This window comes from Novosphingobium sp. BL-S-33, assembly GCF_056857025.1.
Window position 1 is genome coordinate 3,632,133 of record NZ_CM166474.1, and the last position, 15,905, is coordinate 3,648,037.

A 15,905-nucleotide genomic window follows, 5' to 3' on the forward strand; every position below is an offset into this window, starting at 1 on the left:
AACCCGTTATGGGCCGCGGAAACGAGACGGGGGACGCATTCCCGACGCTTCCCGAAGGAGACGGCGGAGGTATCCCTTGTGTCCCCTCGGTTTCCCTTAGGGGCGCTGTCTCTGCAAACTTCCGTTCGCAAAGCCGGCCGCGAAGGCCGACAAGGTAATTTGGATCCGAAGATCCGAATTTCACCTGATCGTTTTAAGTCCGATCAAAAAGACTATCGGGGCAACCTTGGCGGTTGCCCCGTAAACCGGCTTAGGCCAGCTTGATCTCGACGTTCACGCCGGCAGCCAGGTCGAGCTTCATCAGCGCGTCGACGGTAGCTGCGTTCGGCTGCACGATATCAAGCAGACGCTTGTAGGTGCGAACTTCGAACTGCTCACGCGACTTCTTGTCGATGTGCGGACCACGGTTGACCGTGAACTTCTCGATCTTGGTCGGAAGAGGAATGGGCCCACGAATCAGAGCGCCGGTACGGCGGGCCGTGTCAGCGATTTCGCCAGTAGCCTGGTCGAGCACGCGATGGTCAAACGCCTTGAGGCGGATACGGATGTTCTGAGCTTCCATTACCTACTACCGATGAGAAAGAGCCAAAGGGCTTGCGCCCAGTCAAATTCGAACCGCGCCCCTACACGGCGAAGGCGAGTCGGGCAAGCCCTGATTTCACGTGGCCCGGCAGGTTTTTTCGAAGGTTGCCGGCGCCGTTCGTCGCATCCGCCCTTCCCTGCCCCCTATCGGCTTCCTACGTTGAGAAGGCGACGCCTAACAGAAGCCGCTCTCAATGCCCTCCATCACCACGACAATTTCGAGCGCGTTTACCGCGTTGACTCTTGCATGCCTGGCACCGGGTGCCCTTGCAGCCGGCGCCCCCGCCTATGCCCACAGCGGAAGCGGCACTCCCATCGACCTCGACGACACCGACGTACTAACCGCCCACGTTGGCATGCCCGATACCTCGGGCAGCCCGGTGGACGACGCCTGCCGTGAAGCCGCCCGCGCCAGCAATGGCGGCAATGAAGGCACGATCGTCGTCTGCTCCCACGGCGCCGACGGCACGGACCAGCGCGTCCCGGCATCGAAGTCGGTAGACGAAAGCACGCGCACGGGCGCAGCCTACCCGCCGGACGTCGGACATCTGCCCGGCTGCCTTGGTCCTTGCATCACCATACCGTTCGGCCGCGTGCCGGAACCGGTCTACTACATCGACCTCAAGTCCATTCCCGAAGCCCCCAAGGGCTCGGATGCATGGAAGATCGGACAGGGTGAGTTGCGAGCGCGGTAAAGACGCCCGTCAGGACTTCGAGCCCTCTCAACGCGAAAAGCCCGGCCTTCCTTGCGGAAGGCCGGGCCAATCACTCTAGCCGAAGCTGAAGATCAGCGAATTACTTCGTGATCTTGGCAACAACGCCCGAACCGACGGTACGGCCGCCTTCGCGAATTGCGAAGCGGAGACCTTCGTCCATGGCGATCGGCGCGATGAGCTTGATCGACAGGGCAATGTTGTCGCCCGGCATGACCATCTCGGTGCCCTCGGGAAGGATCACTTCGCCGGTCACGTCGGTGGTGCGGAAGTAGAACTGCGGACGGTAGTTGGCGAAGAACGGCGTGTGACGGCCGCCTTCGTCCTTCGACAGAACGTAGACTTCTGCGTCGAACTCGGTGTGCGGGGTAACGGTGCCCGGCTTGGCGAGAACCTGACCACGCTCAACGTCGTCGCGCTTCAGACCACGAACCAGCGCGCCGATGTTGTCGCCGGCTTCACCCTGGTCGAGCAGCTTGCGGAACATTTCGACGCCGGTGACGACGGTCTTCTGCGTGTCGCGGATGCCGACGACTTCGACTTCTTCACCAACCTTGACGATGCCGGTTTCGACGCGGCCGGTCACAACCGTACCACGACCCGAGATCGAGAACACGTCTTCGACGGGCATCAGGAACGCCTTGTCGGTGGGACGCGGGGGCTGCGGGATGAACTCGTCAACGGCCTTCATCAGCGCGAGGATCGATTCCTTGCCGATGTTGTCGTCACGGCCTTCAAGAGCGGCCAGAGCCGAACCCTTGACGACGGGGATGTTGTCGCCGTCGAAGTCATACGACGAGAGCAGTTCGCGCACTTCGAGTTCGACGAGCTCGAGGAGTTCTTCGTCATCGACCTGGTCGACCTTGTTCATGTACACGACCAGCTGCGGCACGCCGACCTGGCGGGCGAGCAGGATGTGCTCGCGGGTCTGCGGCATCGGGCCGTCAGCAGCGTTCACAACCAGGATCGCGCCGTCCATCTGGGCAGCACCGGTGATCATGTTCTTCACGTAGTCGGCGTGACCCGGGCAGTCGACGTGCGCGTAGTGACGAGCGTCGGTCTCGTACTCGACGTGTGCGGTCGAGATGGTGATGCCGCGCTCGCGCTCTTCGGGAGCCTTGTCGATGTTTGCGAAGTCAACCGCGGTACCACCGAATGCTTCAGCCATCACCTTGGTGATGGCGGCAGTCAGGGTGGTCTTGCCGTGGTCGACGTGACCGATGGTGCCGATGTTGCAGTGCGGCTTGTTCCGCTCGAATTTTGCCTTCGCCATTGTTCAAACCTTCTTTTCGCTTGAAATAGAATCTGCGGGAAGGACGGCGCCCGCTGAAACAGGCGCCGCCCCTAGAATGATCTTGCCTCTTAGGCAAGCTTCTCCTTGACTTCTGCCGCGACGTTGGCCGGGACTTCGTCGTAGTGGGAGAAGAACATCGAGTAGTTTGCACGGCCCTGGGTGAACGAGCGGAGCTGGTTCACATAGCCGAACATGTTTGCCAGAGGAACCATGGCTTCGACGACCTGGGCGTTGCCCCGGCTGTCGGTACCCTGGATCTGGCCGCGACGGCTGTTCATGTCGCCGATGACGTCGCCGAGGTATTCCTCGGGGGTGACGACTTCAACCTTCATGATCGGCTCAAGCAGCTTGATGCCGGCCTTCTGGGCGACTTCACGCATAGCACCGCGACCGGCGATTTCGAAGGCCAGAGCCGACGAGTCGACGTCGTGGTACGCACCGTCGTAAAGGACGATGTCGAAGTCGATGATCGGGAAGCCGACCAGCGAGCCCGAGGCAGCGGTTTCGCGCATGCCCTTTTCGATCGCGGGGATATATTCCTTCGGAATATTACCGCCCTTGATCTCGTCCTTGAAGTTGATGCCCGCACCGCGCTCGCCCGGCGTGACCTTCACCTTCACGCGGCCGAACTGACCGGTACCGCCCGACTGCTTCTTGTGGGTGTAGTCGATGTCCACCGGCTTCGCGAGGTATTCGCGATAGGCAACCTGCGGAGCGCCGACGTTGGCTTCGACCTTGAACTCGCGACGCATACGGTCGACGATGATGTCCAGGTGAAGTTCGCCCATGCCCTTGATGATCGTCTGGCCCGACTCGTGGTCGGTGGTGACGCGGAACGAGGGATCTTCAGCCGAGAGACGGTTGAGCGCGACGCCCATCTTCTCCTGGTCGGCCTTGGTCTTCGGTTCCACCGACAGCTCGATGACCGGCTCGGGGAATTCCATGCGTTCGAGAACGATCGGCGCCTTTTCCGCGCAGAGCGTGTCGCCCGTGGTGGTTTCCTTCATACCGGCAAGGGCAACGATGTCACCCGCGAAGGATTCGTCGATGTCCTTACGGTCGTTGGCGTGCATTTCGAGAATGCGGCCGACCTTTTCCTTCTTGCCCTTCACCGAGTTCAGGTACGTGCCCTTCGACAGCGTGCCCGAGTAGATGCGGATGAAGGTGAGCGAGCCCACGAAGGGATCGTTCATGACCTTGAAGGCGAGCGCCGAGAACGGAGCTTCGTCCGAAGGCGGACGGCTATCGGGCTCGTCGCTGTCGACCTTGACGCCCTGGACGTCTTCGATGTCGAGCGGCGAAGGCAGGTAGTCGACGACGGCGTCGAGCAGGGGCTGAACGCCCTTGTTCTTGAACGCCGAGCCGCAAACGACCGGAACGAACGAGTGGTTCAGCGTGCCCTTGCGGATCAGCGCCTTGAGGGTCGCGACGTCGGGCTCGGTGCCTTCGAGGTACGCTTCCATGACCGCATCGTCCTGCTCGACAGCAAGTTCGAGCAGCTTTTCGCGGTATTCGGCGGCTTCGTCAGCCAGCTCAGCCGGGATCTCTTCGTAGAAGAATTCGGCGCCGAGCGATTCGTCCTTCCAGATGATCGCACGGTTATGAACCAGGTCGACCAGGCCCTTCAGGTCGGCTTCGAGGCCGATCGGAATGTAGAGCACGGCAGGCGTCGCACCGAGGCGGTCGATGATCGACTGCACGCAGTACTTGAAGTTCGCACCGGTACGGTCGAGCTTGTTGATGAAGCACATGCGCGGAACGCCGTACTTGTCAGCCTGGCGCCACACGGTTTCCGACTGCGGCTCAACGCCGGCAACGCCGTCGAAGCACGCGACCGCACCGTCGAGCACGCGCAGCGAGCGTTCGACTTCGATGGTGAAGTCGACGTGCCCGGGGGTGTCGATGATGTTGATGCGGTATTCTTTGCTCTCGGACGTCCAGAAGCAGGTGGTCGCAGCCGAGGTGATGGTGATGCCGCGTTCCTGCTCCTGCTCCATCCAGTCCATGGTCGCAGCGCCGTCGTGGACTTCGCCGATCTTGTAGGACTTGCCGGTGTAGTAGAGGATTCGCTCGGTAGTGGTGGTCTTACCGGCGTCGATGTGCGCCATAATACCGATGTTACGGTACATATTGAGCGGATGGCTGCGTGCCATGGTGAAAATCCTTAGAAGGAGTTTTGGAGACTGGGACCGACCGTCAGATAGGTCCCCAGCCCCTGAAATAAAAGTGTGACGCCCGGATGACCGCCCGATCCTTCGACAAGCTCAGGAGGAGCGGATATCCGGGGCCACACGCTCACATTACCAGCGGTAGTGCGAGAAGGCGCGGTTCGCGTCCGCCATGCGGTGCGTGTCTTCGCGCTTCTTCACGGCGTTGCCGCGGTTGTTGGCAGCGTCGAGCAGCTCACCCGACAGACGGGCCGCCATGGTGGTTTCCGGACGGTTGCGAGCCGCCGTGATCAGCCAGCGGATGGCCAGAGCCTGGGCGCGCTCGGGGCGCACTTCGACGGGGACCTGGTAGGTCGCACCGCCAACGCGGCGGCTGCGAACTTCGATCTGCGGCTTCACGTTGTTCAGGGCATCGTGGAACAGCTGGATCGGGTCGGTCTTGGCACGGGTTTCCATGGTTTCCATGGCGCCATAGACGATCGATTCGGCGACCGACTTCTTACCGTCGAGCATGAGGTTGTTCATGAACTTCGACAGGACCTGATCACCGAACTTCGGATCAGGCAGGATTTCCCGCTTCTCGGGACGACGACGACGTGACATCGTTGGTATTCCTTGTTCTTTCGGGCGGGAGCGTGAGCATCACCGGCCGGTAAATCCAGTACCGTGCGGCGCAATTACGCCGCGGCCAGCTTACTTCGGACGCTTGGCGCCGTACTTCGAGCGGCTCTGCTTGCGATCCTTGACGCCCTGCGTGTCGAGCACGCCGCGCAGGATGTGGTAGCGAACGCCGGGAAGGTCGCGGACGCGGCCGCCGCGGATGAGCACAACCGAGTGCTCCTGCAGGTTGTGGCCTTCACCCGGGATGTACGAAATGACTTCGCGGCTGTTGGTCAGGCGCACCTTGGCGACCTTGCGGAGAGCCGAGTTCGGCTTCTTCGGGGTCGTGGTGTAAACGCGGGTGCAGACGCCACGCTTCTGGGGGTTCTGCTCCATCGCAGGGACCTTGGACTTGGCCTTCTGCGGTTCGCGGCCCTTGCGGACCAGCTGGTTGATAGTGGGCATCTATACTCTTCTTTCAAATGGGAGTGCGATGGATCCGGGCCGGGGCAAAAGCACCGGCACGAACCCTTCGCACCCGGATCAAGGGCCCGGAGCATCTGAAAGGAGAGTGCAGGAAGGGTCACGCCGTAACGGTATTTCCGGAAACCGCATCGTCATCCCGGCAAAAACCGGGGTCGCTGTCGGTTCAGGCCCACCCATCGGCGGGGACCGTCACACGTGAGCCGAAAAACACTCCACCCGGCCAGAATGCACCGGATTACTTTGCCATGAGCTTCCCGGAAAAAGGCCCTGCCCGACTCGGCGCAAGGTCATCCCGAATGGGAGCGATCCGCAGCCAAAGCCGCGCGAAAGTCCCGGAAATGCTGACATGGCAATGTTCAGCTCTATGTCGTTTCCTGCGAGAGAACCCGCAGAAGATGGGCGCCCTTACGGGATTTGGGCGGCGCAATCAAGTCCTGCGACGCGGGGGTTTGCCTCCGCCACCCCCAGAGGTTTCCCCGTACATCCCTAGGGATCTCCCCGATAGGCCGCCAAAGGGCGATCATGCAGCCTCCGCGCGGTGCAGTCAGAGGGGAGCGCATGCTCCGGCCTCGTAACCTGGAAGTGGAGCCTAGAGATGGCCGACAAAAAGCCGAACATCCTCATCCTGTGGGGGGACGACATCGGTCAGTCCAACCTCAGCATCTTCACCAAGGGCATGATGGGCTACAAGACGCCCAACATCGACAGTATCGCCGAACAGGGAATGCTGTTCACCGATTATTATGCCGAACAGAGCTGCACCGCAGGGCGCGCCAGCTTCATCATGGGCCAGAACGGCCTTCGCACCGGCCTGACCAAGGTCGGCATGCCCGGTGCCAAGGAAGGCATGCAGGCCGTAAACCCGACCATCGCGCGCGTGCTCAAGTCCGCAGGCTACGCGACCGGGCAATTCGGCAAGAACCACCTCGGCGACCGCGACGAACACCTGCCGACCATGCATGGTTTCGACGAGTTCTACGGTAACCTCTACCACCTCAATGCGGAGGAAGAGCCCGAGAACCCGGACTATCCCAAGCCGGAGGATTTCCCGAATTTCCGCAAGAAATTCGGCCCGCGCGGCGTGCTGCATTGCCATGCCGACGGCAAGGGCGGGCAAAAGATCGAGGATACCGGCCCACTGACCAAGCTGCGGATGCAGACCATCGACGACGAAGTGGTTGAAAAGGCCAGCGCCTTCATCCGCAAGACGGTGGAATCGGGTGAACCGTTCTTCGTGTGGTTCAACACCACCCACATGCACTTCCGCACCCACGTGAAGCCGGAAAGTCGCGGTCAGGCCGGTCGCTGGCAGAGCGAATACCACGACGTGATGATCGACCATGACAAGGCGATCGGCGTGATGCTGGGCCTGCTCGAGGAACTGGGCATCGCCGACAATACCTTTGTCATGTACTCGACCGACAACGGCCCACACTGCAATTCGTGGCCGGATGCCGGCACCACGCCGTTCCGTTCGGAAAAGAACACCAGTTGGGAAGGTGCCTACCGCGTGCCCGCAATGGTTCGCTGGCCGGGCAAGATTCCCGCAGGATCGATCTCGAACGACATCGTCTCGCACCTTGACTGGCTGCCGACTTTCGCGGCCATGGCCGGTATCGAAGACGTCGCCGGGAAGCTCAAGAAGGGCTGTGAACTCGATGGTCACAAGTTCAAGGTCCACCTCGACGGTTACGACCTTGGCGGGCATTTGACCAAGGGCGAGAAGTCCCCGCGTCCGGGCTTCATCTACTGGACCGACGAAGGCGGCGTGGCAGCGCTCCGGGTGGACAACTGGAAGGCGGTGTTCATGGAGCAGCGCTGCCAGGGCACGCTGCAGATCTGGGGCGAACCGTTCGTCACGGGCCGCATTCCCAAGCTCTTCAACCTGCGGACCGACCCTTACGAATTCGCCGATATTACGTCGAACACCTATTGGGACTGGTATCTCGACCGCGCGTTCATCCTTGTGCCGATGCAGGGGATCATCGCAGACTTCCTGAGCACGCTGAAGGAATTCCCGCCAAGCCAGAAGGCAGGAACCTTCAATCTCGACAAGGTGCTCGATACCATGACCCAGGCGGCATCCGGCAGCGCCTGACACGCCAGAGCATCCGAAATCCGGCCGGGCCTCCGCCAGCGTGGAGGTCCGGCCAGCCTGTATCTGGTCCGCACGAGGCTGGAACGGATGGGGATGGAAGTGAAGGCATGGAAGCGGAGGCATGGAAGCGGAGCGATCTCAATACGTGACGGTGATCGTCAGCGTATCGGCATAGCTGCCCACCGAAACGTTCTGGAGCGCCGGAATGCGGCCGTAGGCCGTCGCGCTGGAACTGGAGGCGAGCAGTCCGTTGAGCTGCACTTGCACGGTCGAGGTGCCCGCCGTGCCGTCTCCCCACACCGTGGTATGAGCCGAGTTCGCGAAGATGTTGTAATAGAGCAGGTTCGTGCCCGCAGCCATGCGTCGCGCGGTGGCATTGCCGGAAGCACCGGCACTGAGCGCGATGTCGGCGGTGCTGAGGATGCTGGCGACGCTGGTGCAGTTGATGGTGACAGTGGCGTTCACGTCCTGCGGCGCGGGGGCGGTCTGGTCGTAGTTTCCGAAAGCCATGGCCGTCGTGCTCACGGTGCAGGAGCAGAGGCAGAGCGCCTGCGCGGGCTCAGGCGGAAGGATCAGCGCGCAGAGCGCGACGGCCACGGGGAGGTAACGGAGCGTCATTTGCCCAAGATCCCGGATTCGGTCTGGCAGACGGCGGCGATCGGGTGGACGAGGACATCGGCGGGCACCGCCTCTCCCAGATGCACGACGCAAGTGCCGCCCTGCCCCTTCGCGATGCGCAGGCGCGTGTGGGGGATGAAGTCTTCGAGGTACAGTTCGCCGTCGTGGCCAATGACGGTATGCGTGGCGGTGGCGGCTTGCACGGTAACGTCGAGCCCGGCGGGGAGCGGATTTCCGGCAACGTTGGTCACACGCAGCCGCGCGGGATGCGCGTTGCGGTGGCCGAAAGTGACGCGCACGGCCTTGCCCCAGCCCGGCGTCACGGCCTGTTCGACATCGCCGAGAGAGACCTCGATCGGGATGTTCGCGGGATCGATGGCCACGCGGTTGGCCACATAGGGAACCAGCCCGGTGACGAGGACGTTGCCGCTCCTTCCCGCCGCCGACGCCATCGGCATCGGAACCCAGCGACCAGACGAGATCGGGCTGCGCTTCCGCCGCTGCGCGGAACACCGGAACGCTGATCCGCAGCAGTGTACGGATGCCGCCGGGTCGGGAAGTGGAGCCCGGGGCCGCGTCCGGCCGGGGCAGTTCGTCCAACACCAGCCGCCAGCTCTGCTCGGCGACGCCCGAGGACGTTCGGGGCGCGGATGGCGGCATGCCGCACCGGACCAGCCGCTCTTCCCGGGCTCCCAGTGTCACGATCGTCGGATTGACCTGAAACGCCGCGTCCTCGGCCAGCACGTCCTCGCGGTTCGCATCCTTCGACCAGCGATAGCCCCGCACTTGCACGGAGACCGGCGTGTCCTCGTCATTGGAGACCGTCAGCCCGCAGAAACAGGCGTTCTCCGGAACCTCCACCCGGATCGGCATGACCCGCAGACTTCCCGCCGCCACCGGCGCCGCCCCGGCCATTGCCATCGGGGCCAGCAGCCAGAGGCCGGTCGCCCGCATCAATAGTTGACCGTGACCGTGACCGTATCGGTGTAACTCCCCGCAGGCACGTTCTGGAGCGCGGGTATCCGCCCGTAGACGGTGAGCGCCGCTGCCGTCGTGGTGGCGGTGGCGGTGGCCGGCGTATCGGTTCCCGGCGTGTTTCCCCAATTGTTGGTGTGGCCGGAATCGCGATAGAGCGCGTAGTTCAGCGCGTTGGTGCTCAACAGCATCTGCCGCGTGGTCACGGTGGCGCCGCTGGTGCCCCCGGCATTGAGCCCGACGGTATAGCTGGTGCCGGTCGTGCAGTTGACGGTGATCGTGCTGGTCCCATCGGTGGGCGTACCGGACAGCGGATTGCAGTTGCCGAAAGCCAATGCCGTTGCGGAAACCGTGCAGGAGGGCAGGACCGTGGCGGTGACGGCAAACGTGGTCGTCGCGGTCGCCGCTTCGGCAGCCTGGGGTGATGCGAAAACGAATGCGGTTACCGCGAGCGCAAGGGATCCGGTCTTGCAAAGGTTTGCGTAAAACCGCTTCCGACGCGTGGCGAATTGAAAGGCAAGGTTTTCCATGCCTTCGAGTCTCATTGATAATCCTTGATATTGGCTAGCCAGAGACCCACGTGTTTCTACGTAGTTTCCTGTGCTCCTGAAGCTTGCACGGTTAAGAACCCGTCGCCTTGCGCCAAGGGGCACACACCGCCCGCGCCGCGAAATATGGGACGGGTCGTGGACGGTTCCGGAGGCGCAGCCGATCGCGTGATAGGGCATGGCGTCGTCATGCAGGCGCTGCCCGCTGCGGCTAACTTCGCGGCGCTCGTAATAGCGGCTCGGCGCGTCTGGCGAATGTTCGGATGTGCGGGAGAGCCGCCATGGCTCTCCCCATCCCGGTTGCCGCTCATCCCCCTCACCCCGCTCATCCTGAGCCTGTCGAAGGATGTTGGATCAGCGCCACGCCGCCAGGGGCTTCGACAAGCTCAGCCTGAGCGGATTTGAAGAGTGAGCGGATTTGAAGGGCCGGAATTGCGGGGAAGCAGGCGTACCTTGGTGTGAATCATGTTCCGAAAACAGGAAGGCCTTGCTTGAACCAAGCGCGCTTTATCTTACCCTCTTCAACTTCATAGATGCCGATGACGTCGAGCTTCGCTCGGCCCTGCGGAAAGTTGCGTGTGACGATTTCCCGGTCCACGACCATGCCACCGACGGCAACGCGACCTAGCAGGCGAGCAAATAAATCCGGCTCGTTGAAGCGCTCAATGTGTCGGGCGCGGATCTGTTCGGAACCTTTAGCGATGCTCTCTGACGGCCATGCAAAAACCTCCGCATCGCTTGCCCAGAAAGACATGAATTCATCGATGTCGCGTGCATTGTAAGCATCGAGCTGGCGACCTACGACTTTCGCTTCCTCACTTGATTGAGCATCGATTTCCAACGTGAACCTCCTTGCCGGCACCGAGGCCGAGCGGGCGGGGTCCATGCGTCAAGCGGTGAAACTTCGCAACATTGGCATGCCAGAAACGCTGGCGTAAGCGGACGTGGCGCTTACGCACCTCGCGGCGATTGACTTCCCTGCGCGTCGTGAGCCTCGCGGCCCTCCCGCTTGCGGGAAGGCAGAGTTGCGTGCCCTCTCATGGTTGCGCTGGAACTCCCCTCCCGCAAGCGGGAGGGGTTGGGGGTGGTTTTCCCCCTCAGTCGATATCCAGCAGCCTCGGTGCGCCCATGCCGTCCATGAAGTTGGCAAGGTTGCGGTGGAGGTTGATGACCTTCTGTTCCTGATGCGGATTGGGCAGCGGGCCGCGGAAGCCGGAGGACTTCATGCCCTTCTGCACGAACTGCATGTTCGAGAAGTCCTGCGCCAGAACCGAGCCCCATTTCTCACCGATCGGATCGGCATAGACCCATTCCGTCTCCGGCTCCTCGCCTTCGGGGAAGCGTTCGAGGGCGTAGCTTTCGAACACGCACTTGTCGGGGTCATTGCCATAAGGGCGCACACGGTAGCAGAGCGCGAAAGTCTCGCCATGGAGGATGTTCTGGTTGGGGAACAGGCCCCAGGCCAGCCCACTCTCCTTCTTGATCTCTGGCGGGACTTCCGGCCAGGTCACACCACGCGCGGCGTCGTCGGCCTTGGCGCTTTTCAGCCAGTGGGCGATGATCTCACCCGGCGTGGCGGTTTCGGGAAGCTCGTCCACCAGACGGCTGGCGGCGTTGACCAGCGTTTCGGTGGAGGCGGAGTAGTTCACCGTCTCATAGTTTTCGCGGATCAGTTCGTAAGTCGAGACGCGCGCATCGTCGCCCTTGCCGGCGCGGGTGGTGCCGGCGCTCTCGCTCATCTGGAACTTGCTGTCGCGCGTGTCGTAGCTGGAGACCGAGTGCAGGCCGTACTGCTTGGACAGCGCGTAATAGTCGCCATAGGCCAAGAGCTGCGTGTGCGTGCCGGCCACGTGGTAGGGTTCCAGGAACGCCTCGATCGCGGTCTTCCAGTTGCAGTCGTAGATCGCCCACTGGCGCCACTTGTAGTGCATGCCGGCAAGGTCGAAGTGGTCGAGGATCTCCCCCGCGCGGCCCATCCATTCGGACAGCGGCACCGCATCGGGATCCATGGTGATGTAGATGTAGCCGCCCCAGGTATCGACCTGCACTTCGGACAGGCAGGTCATTTCCGGCGTCAGCTTGTTGTGCCAGTCCTGCGGGTCGAGGATGTAGGTGTTTTCACCGTCGAGGTTGAACGTCCAGCCGTGGAAGCCGCAGATGAAGCTCTTGCGGTTGTTGCCGCGCACGTCGTGGACCTTGCCCGGCAGCATGTCCGGCACCGAAACGAGCTGGCGGCCGCGATGCGGGCAGACGTTGTGGAAGGCCTTGAGCGAACCATCGTCCTTGCGCAGCACGATGATCGATTCGTCGGCGACATTGTAGGTCAGCCAGTCGCCGGGGTTCGGCAGGTCTGTCTCGCGCTCGACCATTTGCCAGATCTTCGGCCAGAGCAGGGTCTTTTCCGCCTGAAGGTAATCCTTCGAAAGGAAGGCCGTGGTCGGATACGTGGCGAGGCGTTCCTCGTCCATGTCCTGTGCGGTCAGTGTGGCCGTCTGATTGGTGCCCGTATCTTTCACGTGGCCTCTCCTGTTATCAACAGCGTTGTTCATTAAGCTATCGCCCGCCCGAGAACCAGAGGGATTTTACCCAAGATCGCTGCCGGGATGGATAAGAATTCAGGCGTGTTTCCGGAAGTCGCTCGCCGGGATCGGGCCGATCAGTTCGCCATCGTCCCACTCGACGCGGCGATAGCGGTTCTCGTCGAGGCCCAGCGGGAGCAGCGGCGTGTAGACATAGCGGCTGAACGCATAGACCCGGCGCGCCGGGACAAGCGCGGTGCGGACCTGGCGGACGGGCGTGATCGGGCCGCGATAACCGCCGAAAGCCCAGGCGTCCGTTGGCGCGCGGCTGGCCATGACGATCAGGGGAAACGGGCAGTCGCCCCGGTGGAATTCCAGCATGCAGGCCTGCTGCACCACCAGCCCCACCGACTCGTGGGAGACCAGCAGGGCGGAATTCGGGGTGTGGGCGACGGTCTGGATCGTGCGACGCCAGTCCTGCGGCTGGGGAATCCAGACGAGCGTGACCAGTTCGTAAAGCCCCACCACTGCCACGGCTGCGAGCGTAACTCCCTGCGCGAGAATGCCGAATCTGCGCCCTCCCCCCGCCAGCGCGGCAGCGGCGAGCAGGACGGTGAAGCTGGCGCACCAGTGCAGCGTGTAATCGGAGATGATCGGGTGGATCCGGTCCGCCACCTTGAATGCGGCCAGCGCAGCGATCACGATGAACAGCGCCAGCCGTGTCGTCCGATCCCGGAAAGTCCGCGCCACGCCGACGACCATCAGCGCCGCCATCAGGCCCGAACCGATCTCTCCATCAAGCAGGAGCTGGAGGTTCACGCTCGACAGCCAGTCGTCGAACGACAGCGGCTCGATCCACGCGATATTGGCCGAGGCTGCGTGGACTTGCACAGCGGCGATCCACAAGGCCCAGCCCGACAGTACCGCCACCGCAAGGTTCGCCGCCAACAGGCGCTGCAACGCCGTGCGGCCGATGCTCCGGCAAAGTGCCGCCTCCACCAGGACCGCCAGCGTGGCGATCACCGGCCAGAGCAGCATCGTCGTATGGCTGTAAATCGCGACCAGCGCCCCACCGACATAAAGCGCCCAGCCGCGCCGTGCCGTGCTCTCGCCTTCCAGTGCCGCCAGGAGGCCGACGAACGAGACCGTCACCGCCAGCTTGGCCAGCACATAGCCGCGCAGATATTCGGACTGGTAGATATCGGAGGGCGAGAGCGCGAAGAGCAGCACCGCCAGCGCCGCCGCCGCCCAGCCCCAGTTGCGCCCGGCGATCCGCGCCACCAATCCGATCTGCGCCAGCGACAGTAGCAATGGCAGGAGCCGCAGCACCGCCTGACTGTCCGGCAGCGCCATGCGCCAGAGTTTCAGCAGCGAATAGAACAGCGGCGGGTTGGTCTCGCGCAGCATCCACGGCCCCCACAGCTCCGCGAAGGACCGGCCGGAGAAATAGAGCGAGGCATATTCGTCAAACCCCAGCGGGGCCGGCTCCTGCCGCAGCCGCAAGCCCAGCGCGAGCGCAAAGGCCGCCGCGATGAGCAGCCCTGCGAGCACTGAACGCGATGGCAGCCTGGCGTACATTTGTTTCCCCAAGGTGCGCGCACGCAGCGCCACCCCCCGCGCCGATGTCTAGCCTGAGCGAGGCTCGGTGCAAATAGCCATACGCCGCCAAAGCGATCCGGGCTTCATGCGGGGATTTCCGCAGTCGAAAACGGGGAAAGCACCGTCCAGCCCAGCGACATGTAAAGCTGGCGCCCCTCCTCGGTCGCGACAAGAAGTTCGGGGGCATTCGGGGATTGTCGCTGCGACTTCAGCGCATGCATGACGATATTGCCCAGCCCCTTCCTCTGGTGCTCGGGTGCCGTCACGATCCGGTCGTAGATGAAAACGCCCATGGTTTCGGCAGCATAACCGCTTGCCGCCAGACTGCCGCCGTGGGCGACGATACGAATGGAAGTCGTCGGCCCATCGCGTTCACTTTCGAGCCGATAGCCGTCCGGAAGCGTGCGCGCCGCCGCGCCCACTGGAACCCTTACTGATGAGCGCGCATCGTTCGCGATCATAAAGTGGCTTTCGGGCTGGAGGTGCCACGCCGCCGGCAAAACAGCCCGCAAATCATCGACCGACCCGCACAACTTGAGAAAATGTCGAGGCAGCGACACTTCGCGCCCGAATTCCCGCAATCCCTCACACGGCTCGGCAAACACCCAACGGCGCGCCTCGTTGGGCAGGTTCGTATCCACTCTCCAGCCGCCCCGGTCGGCAACGGGCAAGGGAAGTCCCCGACAAACCGATCGCGCGGAAAGCCACGCGGCGATCAAGGCAGGAACTGCGGAAAGGTCAGACATTCCCACTTGATAACAGAGACCTCGGCACCAACCATCGGAATCTTCGCAGAGCCTGTCCAATGGCCCCGCGCCGGTGCTGCGTTACTCAGGCCGCTCCGCTGCAATAGCCTGCACGATCGGCTGGAACGCGGCGTCGAAACGCGCCAGCACGTCGATCTCGCCCCCCTGCTCCATGTGCGAGATCAGGCGCTCGCCATCCCAGCGGTGGAGGGCGTAGACGGGGGGCTCGTCGGTAATCATCGCGCGCTTGTCGGGGTGAGCCGGATCGGCGGGGGTGAAGTCGAGCGCAACCGGAGCCGCGCTCGATCCGCAGACGGTAGCGGGAATGCCGTTCCACAGCGTGTGGATAGGACGGTGGAGATGCCCCGCCAACAGCCCGACCACTTGCCGGTGCCCCTCAAGAGCCTGGGCAAGGCGGGCGATCCACGGCTCACGCGCGTCGCAGTCCAGCCAGGCAATGCCGCTCTCGAACGGCGGATGGTGGAGCGCGATCACCGTGGGCGCATGCGGATGCCCGGCGAGTTGCGCCGAGAGCCATGCCGCGCGCGTTTCGCAGAAACCGCCGCCGTGGCGGCCTTCCTCCAGCGTATCGAGCACCAGCACCCGCAGGCCTTTCAGCTCGATAGCATATTGCACGAAGCCGTCGTGGCTGGGGCAAGCGGGAAACGCGGCCAGCAGTGGCCCGCGCAAATCGTGATTGCCGGTCATCGGCGCCACTGGGATCGGGCAGCCTTCGACCAGACGCGCCAGCAGCGCATAGCTCTCCGCATCGCCATGTTCGGTGAGATCGCCCGAAAGCAGCAGCAGATCCGGCCGCTGCGGCCCTTCGGCAATACGCCGCAGCACCGCGAGCAGGCGGCGGACATTGAACTCCTCCGGGTTGCCCCGGTCGAAGCCGATATGGATGTCCGTCACTTGGGCAATCAGCAAGGCGTGTCTCCCGAAGGCTCTTTTCGTTA

Annotated in this window: 16 protein-coding genes and 1 pseudogene; 3 read left to right on the forward strand and 14 right to left on the reverse strand. The window is 63.0% G+C overall.

The window, feature by feature from the left end; translation table 11 throughout:
• Positions 1–250 precede the first annotated feature (250 nt).
• Positions 251–562 (reverse strand): 30S ribosomal protein S10, encoded by a 312-nt coding sequence (gene rpsJ / locus AC1VVM_RS16815; RefSeq protein WP_007011873.1) that lies wholly within the window; start codon positions 560–562, stop codon positions 251–253.
• A gap of 214 nt (positions 563–776) precedes the next feature.
• On the opposite strand from rpsJ, the gene AC1VVM_RS16820 reads away from it, so the two are divergent.
• Positions 777–1,277, forward strand: coding sequence for a hypothetical protein (locus AC1VVM_RS16820; RefSeq protein ID WP_482955535.1), 501 nt, complete (start codon positions 777–779; stop codon positions 1,275–1,277).
• Positions 1,278–1,377: 100 nt separating this feature from the next.
• On the opposite strand, the gene tuf is transcribed toward AC1VVM_RS16820, so the two are convergent.
• The 4 genes from tuf to rpsL all read right to left on the reverse strand — a co-directional run bounded on the left by tuf (position 1,378) and on the right by rpsL (position 5,822).
• Complete coding sequence (tuf, locus tag AC1VVM_RS16825) at positions 1,378–2,568, reverse strand: elongation factor Tu (RefSeq protein ID WP_132386863.1); 1,191 nt, start codon at positions 2,566–2,568, stop codon at positions 1,378–1,380.
• 89 nt (positions 2,569–2,657) lie between these two features.
• On the reverse strand, positions 2,658–4,742 hold the full coding sequence (fusA, locus tag AC1VVM_RS16830) for an elongation factor G (protein WP_132386865.1): 2,085 nt from the start codon (positions 4,740–4,742) through the stop codon (positions 2,658–2,660).
• A 147-nt stretch (positions 4,743–4,889) separates the two neighbouring features.
• Entirely contained in the window at positions 4,890–5,360 is a 471-nt protein-coding gene (gene rpsG, locus AC1VVM_RS16835) for a 30S ribosomal protein S7 (protein ID WP_132386867.1), read from the reverse strand.
• A gap of 90 nt (positions 5,361–5,450) precedes the next feature.
• Positions 5,451–5,822 (reverse strand): 30S ribosomal protein S12, encoded by a 372-nt coding sequence (gene rpsL, locus AC1VVM_RS16840; protein ID WP_007011879.1) that lies wholly within the window; start codon positions 5,820–5,822, stop codon positions 5,451–5,453.
• A 616-nt stretch (positions 5,823–6,438) separates the two neighbouring features.
• Here rpsL and AC1VVM_RS16845 point away from each other — a divergent pair.
• A complete protein-coding gene (locus AC1VVM_RS16845; RefSeq protein WP_482955536.1) occupies positions 6,439–7,941 on the forward strand; it encodes an arylsulfatase in 1,503 nt (500 codons plus the stop codon).
• 138 nt (positions 7,942–8,079) lie between these two features.
• On the opposite strand, the gene AC1VVM_RS16850 is transcribed toward AC1VVM_RS16845, so the two are convergent.
• The 3 genes and pseudogenes from AC1VVM_RS16850 to AC1VVM_RS16860 form a co-directional block, all read right to left on the reverse strand.
• Positions 8,080–8,559: a Csu type fimbrial protein gene (locus tag AC1VVM_RS16850; RefSeq protein WP_482956367.1), complete on the reverse strand. Its 480-nt coding sequence runs from the start codon at positions 8,557–8,559 to the stop codon at positions 8,080–8,082.
• Positions 8,556–9,017 carry a FimD/PapC C-terminal domain-containing protein gene (locus tag AC1VVM_RS16855; protein WP_482955537.1) on the reverse strand — a complete coding sequence of 154 codons (462 nt, stop codon included), beginning with the start codon at positions 9,015–9,017 and terminating at the stop codon, positions 8,556–8,558. Before AC1VVM_RS16855 ends, AC1VVM_RS16850 begins: the two co-directional genes overlap by 4 nt.
• Before the next feature lie 109 nt (positions 9,018–9,126).
• A pseudogene (locus tag AC1VVM_RS16860) lies at positions 9,127–9,432 on the reverse strand (fimbria/pilus periplasmic chaperone); the annotation flags it as partial.
• Between AC1VVM_RS16860 and AC1VVM_RS16865 the strand changes: the two are divergent.
• Positions 9,362–9,523 (forward strand): hypothetical protein, encoded by a 162-nt coding sequence (locus AC1VVM_RS16865; protein WP_482904717.1) that lies wholly within the window; start codon positions 9,362–9,364, stop codon positions 9,521–9,523. The pseudogene AC1VVM_RS16860 and the gene AC1VVM_RS16865 sit on opposite strands and share 71 nt — an antisense overlap.
• Here AC1VVM_RS16865 and AC1VVM_RS16870 read toward each other — a convergent pair.
• The 6 genes from AC1VVM_RS16870 to AC1VVM_RS16895 all read right to left on the reverse strand — a co-directional run bounded on the left by AC1VVM_RS16870 (position 9,513) and on the right by AC1VVM_RS16895 (position 15,876).
• On the reverse strand, positions 9,513–10,079 hold the full coding sequence (locus tag AC1VVM_RS16870; RefSeq protein ID WP_482955538.1) for a Csu type fimbrial protein: 567 nt from the start codon (positions 10,077–10,079) through the stop codon (positions 9,513–9,515). The genes AC1VVM_RS16865 and AC1VVM_RS16870 overlap by 11 nt on opposite strands.
• Before the next feature lie 466 nt (positions 10,080–10,545).
• Positions 10,546–10,923 carry a nuclear transport factor 2 family protein gene (locus tag AC1VVM_RS16875; protein WP_482904719.1) on the reverse strand — a complete coding sequence of 126 codons (378 nt, stop codon included), beginning with the start codon at positions 10,921–10,923 and terminating at the stop codon, positions 10,546–10,548.
• A gap of 256 nt (positions 10,924–11,179) precedes the next feature.
• Positions 11,180–12,550 (reverse strand): aromatic ring-hydroxylating oxygenase subunit alpha, encoded by a 1,371-nt coding sequence (locus AC1VVM_RS16880; protein ID WP_482905124.1) that lies wholly within the window; start codon positions 12,548–12,550, stop codon positions 11,180–11,182.
• A 147-nt stretch (positions 12,551–12,697) separates the two neighbouring features.
• Positions 12,698–14,179, reverse strand: coding sequence for a hypothetical protein (locus AC1VVM_RS16885; protein WP_482904720.1), 1,482 nt, complete (start codon positions 14,177–14,179; stop codon positions 12,698–12,700).
• A 104-nt stretch (positions 14,180–14,283) separates the two neighbouring features.
• Positions 14,284–14,871 (reverse strand): GNAT family N-acetyltransferase, encoded by a 588-nt coding sequence (locus AC1VVM_RS16890; protein ID WP_482904721.1) that lies wholly within the window; start codon positions 14,869–14,871, stop codon positions 14,284–14,286.
• A 156-nt stretch (positions 14,872–15,027) separates the two neighbouring features.
• Entirely contained in the window at positions 15,028–15,876 is an 849-nt protein-coding gene (locus tag AC1VVM_RS16895; protein ID WP_482904722.1) for a phosphodiesterase, read from the reverse strand.
• Positions 15,877–15,905: the final 29 nt, after the last annotated feature.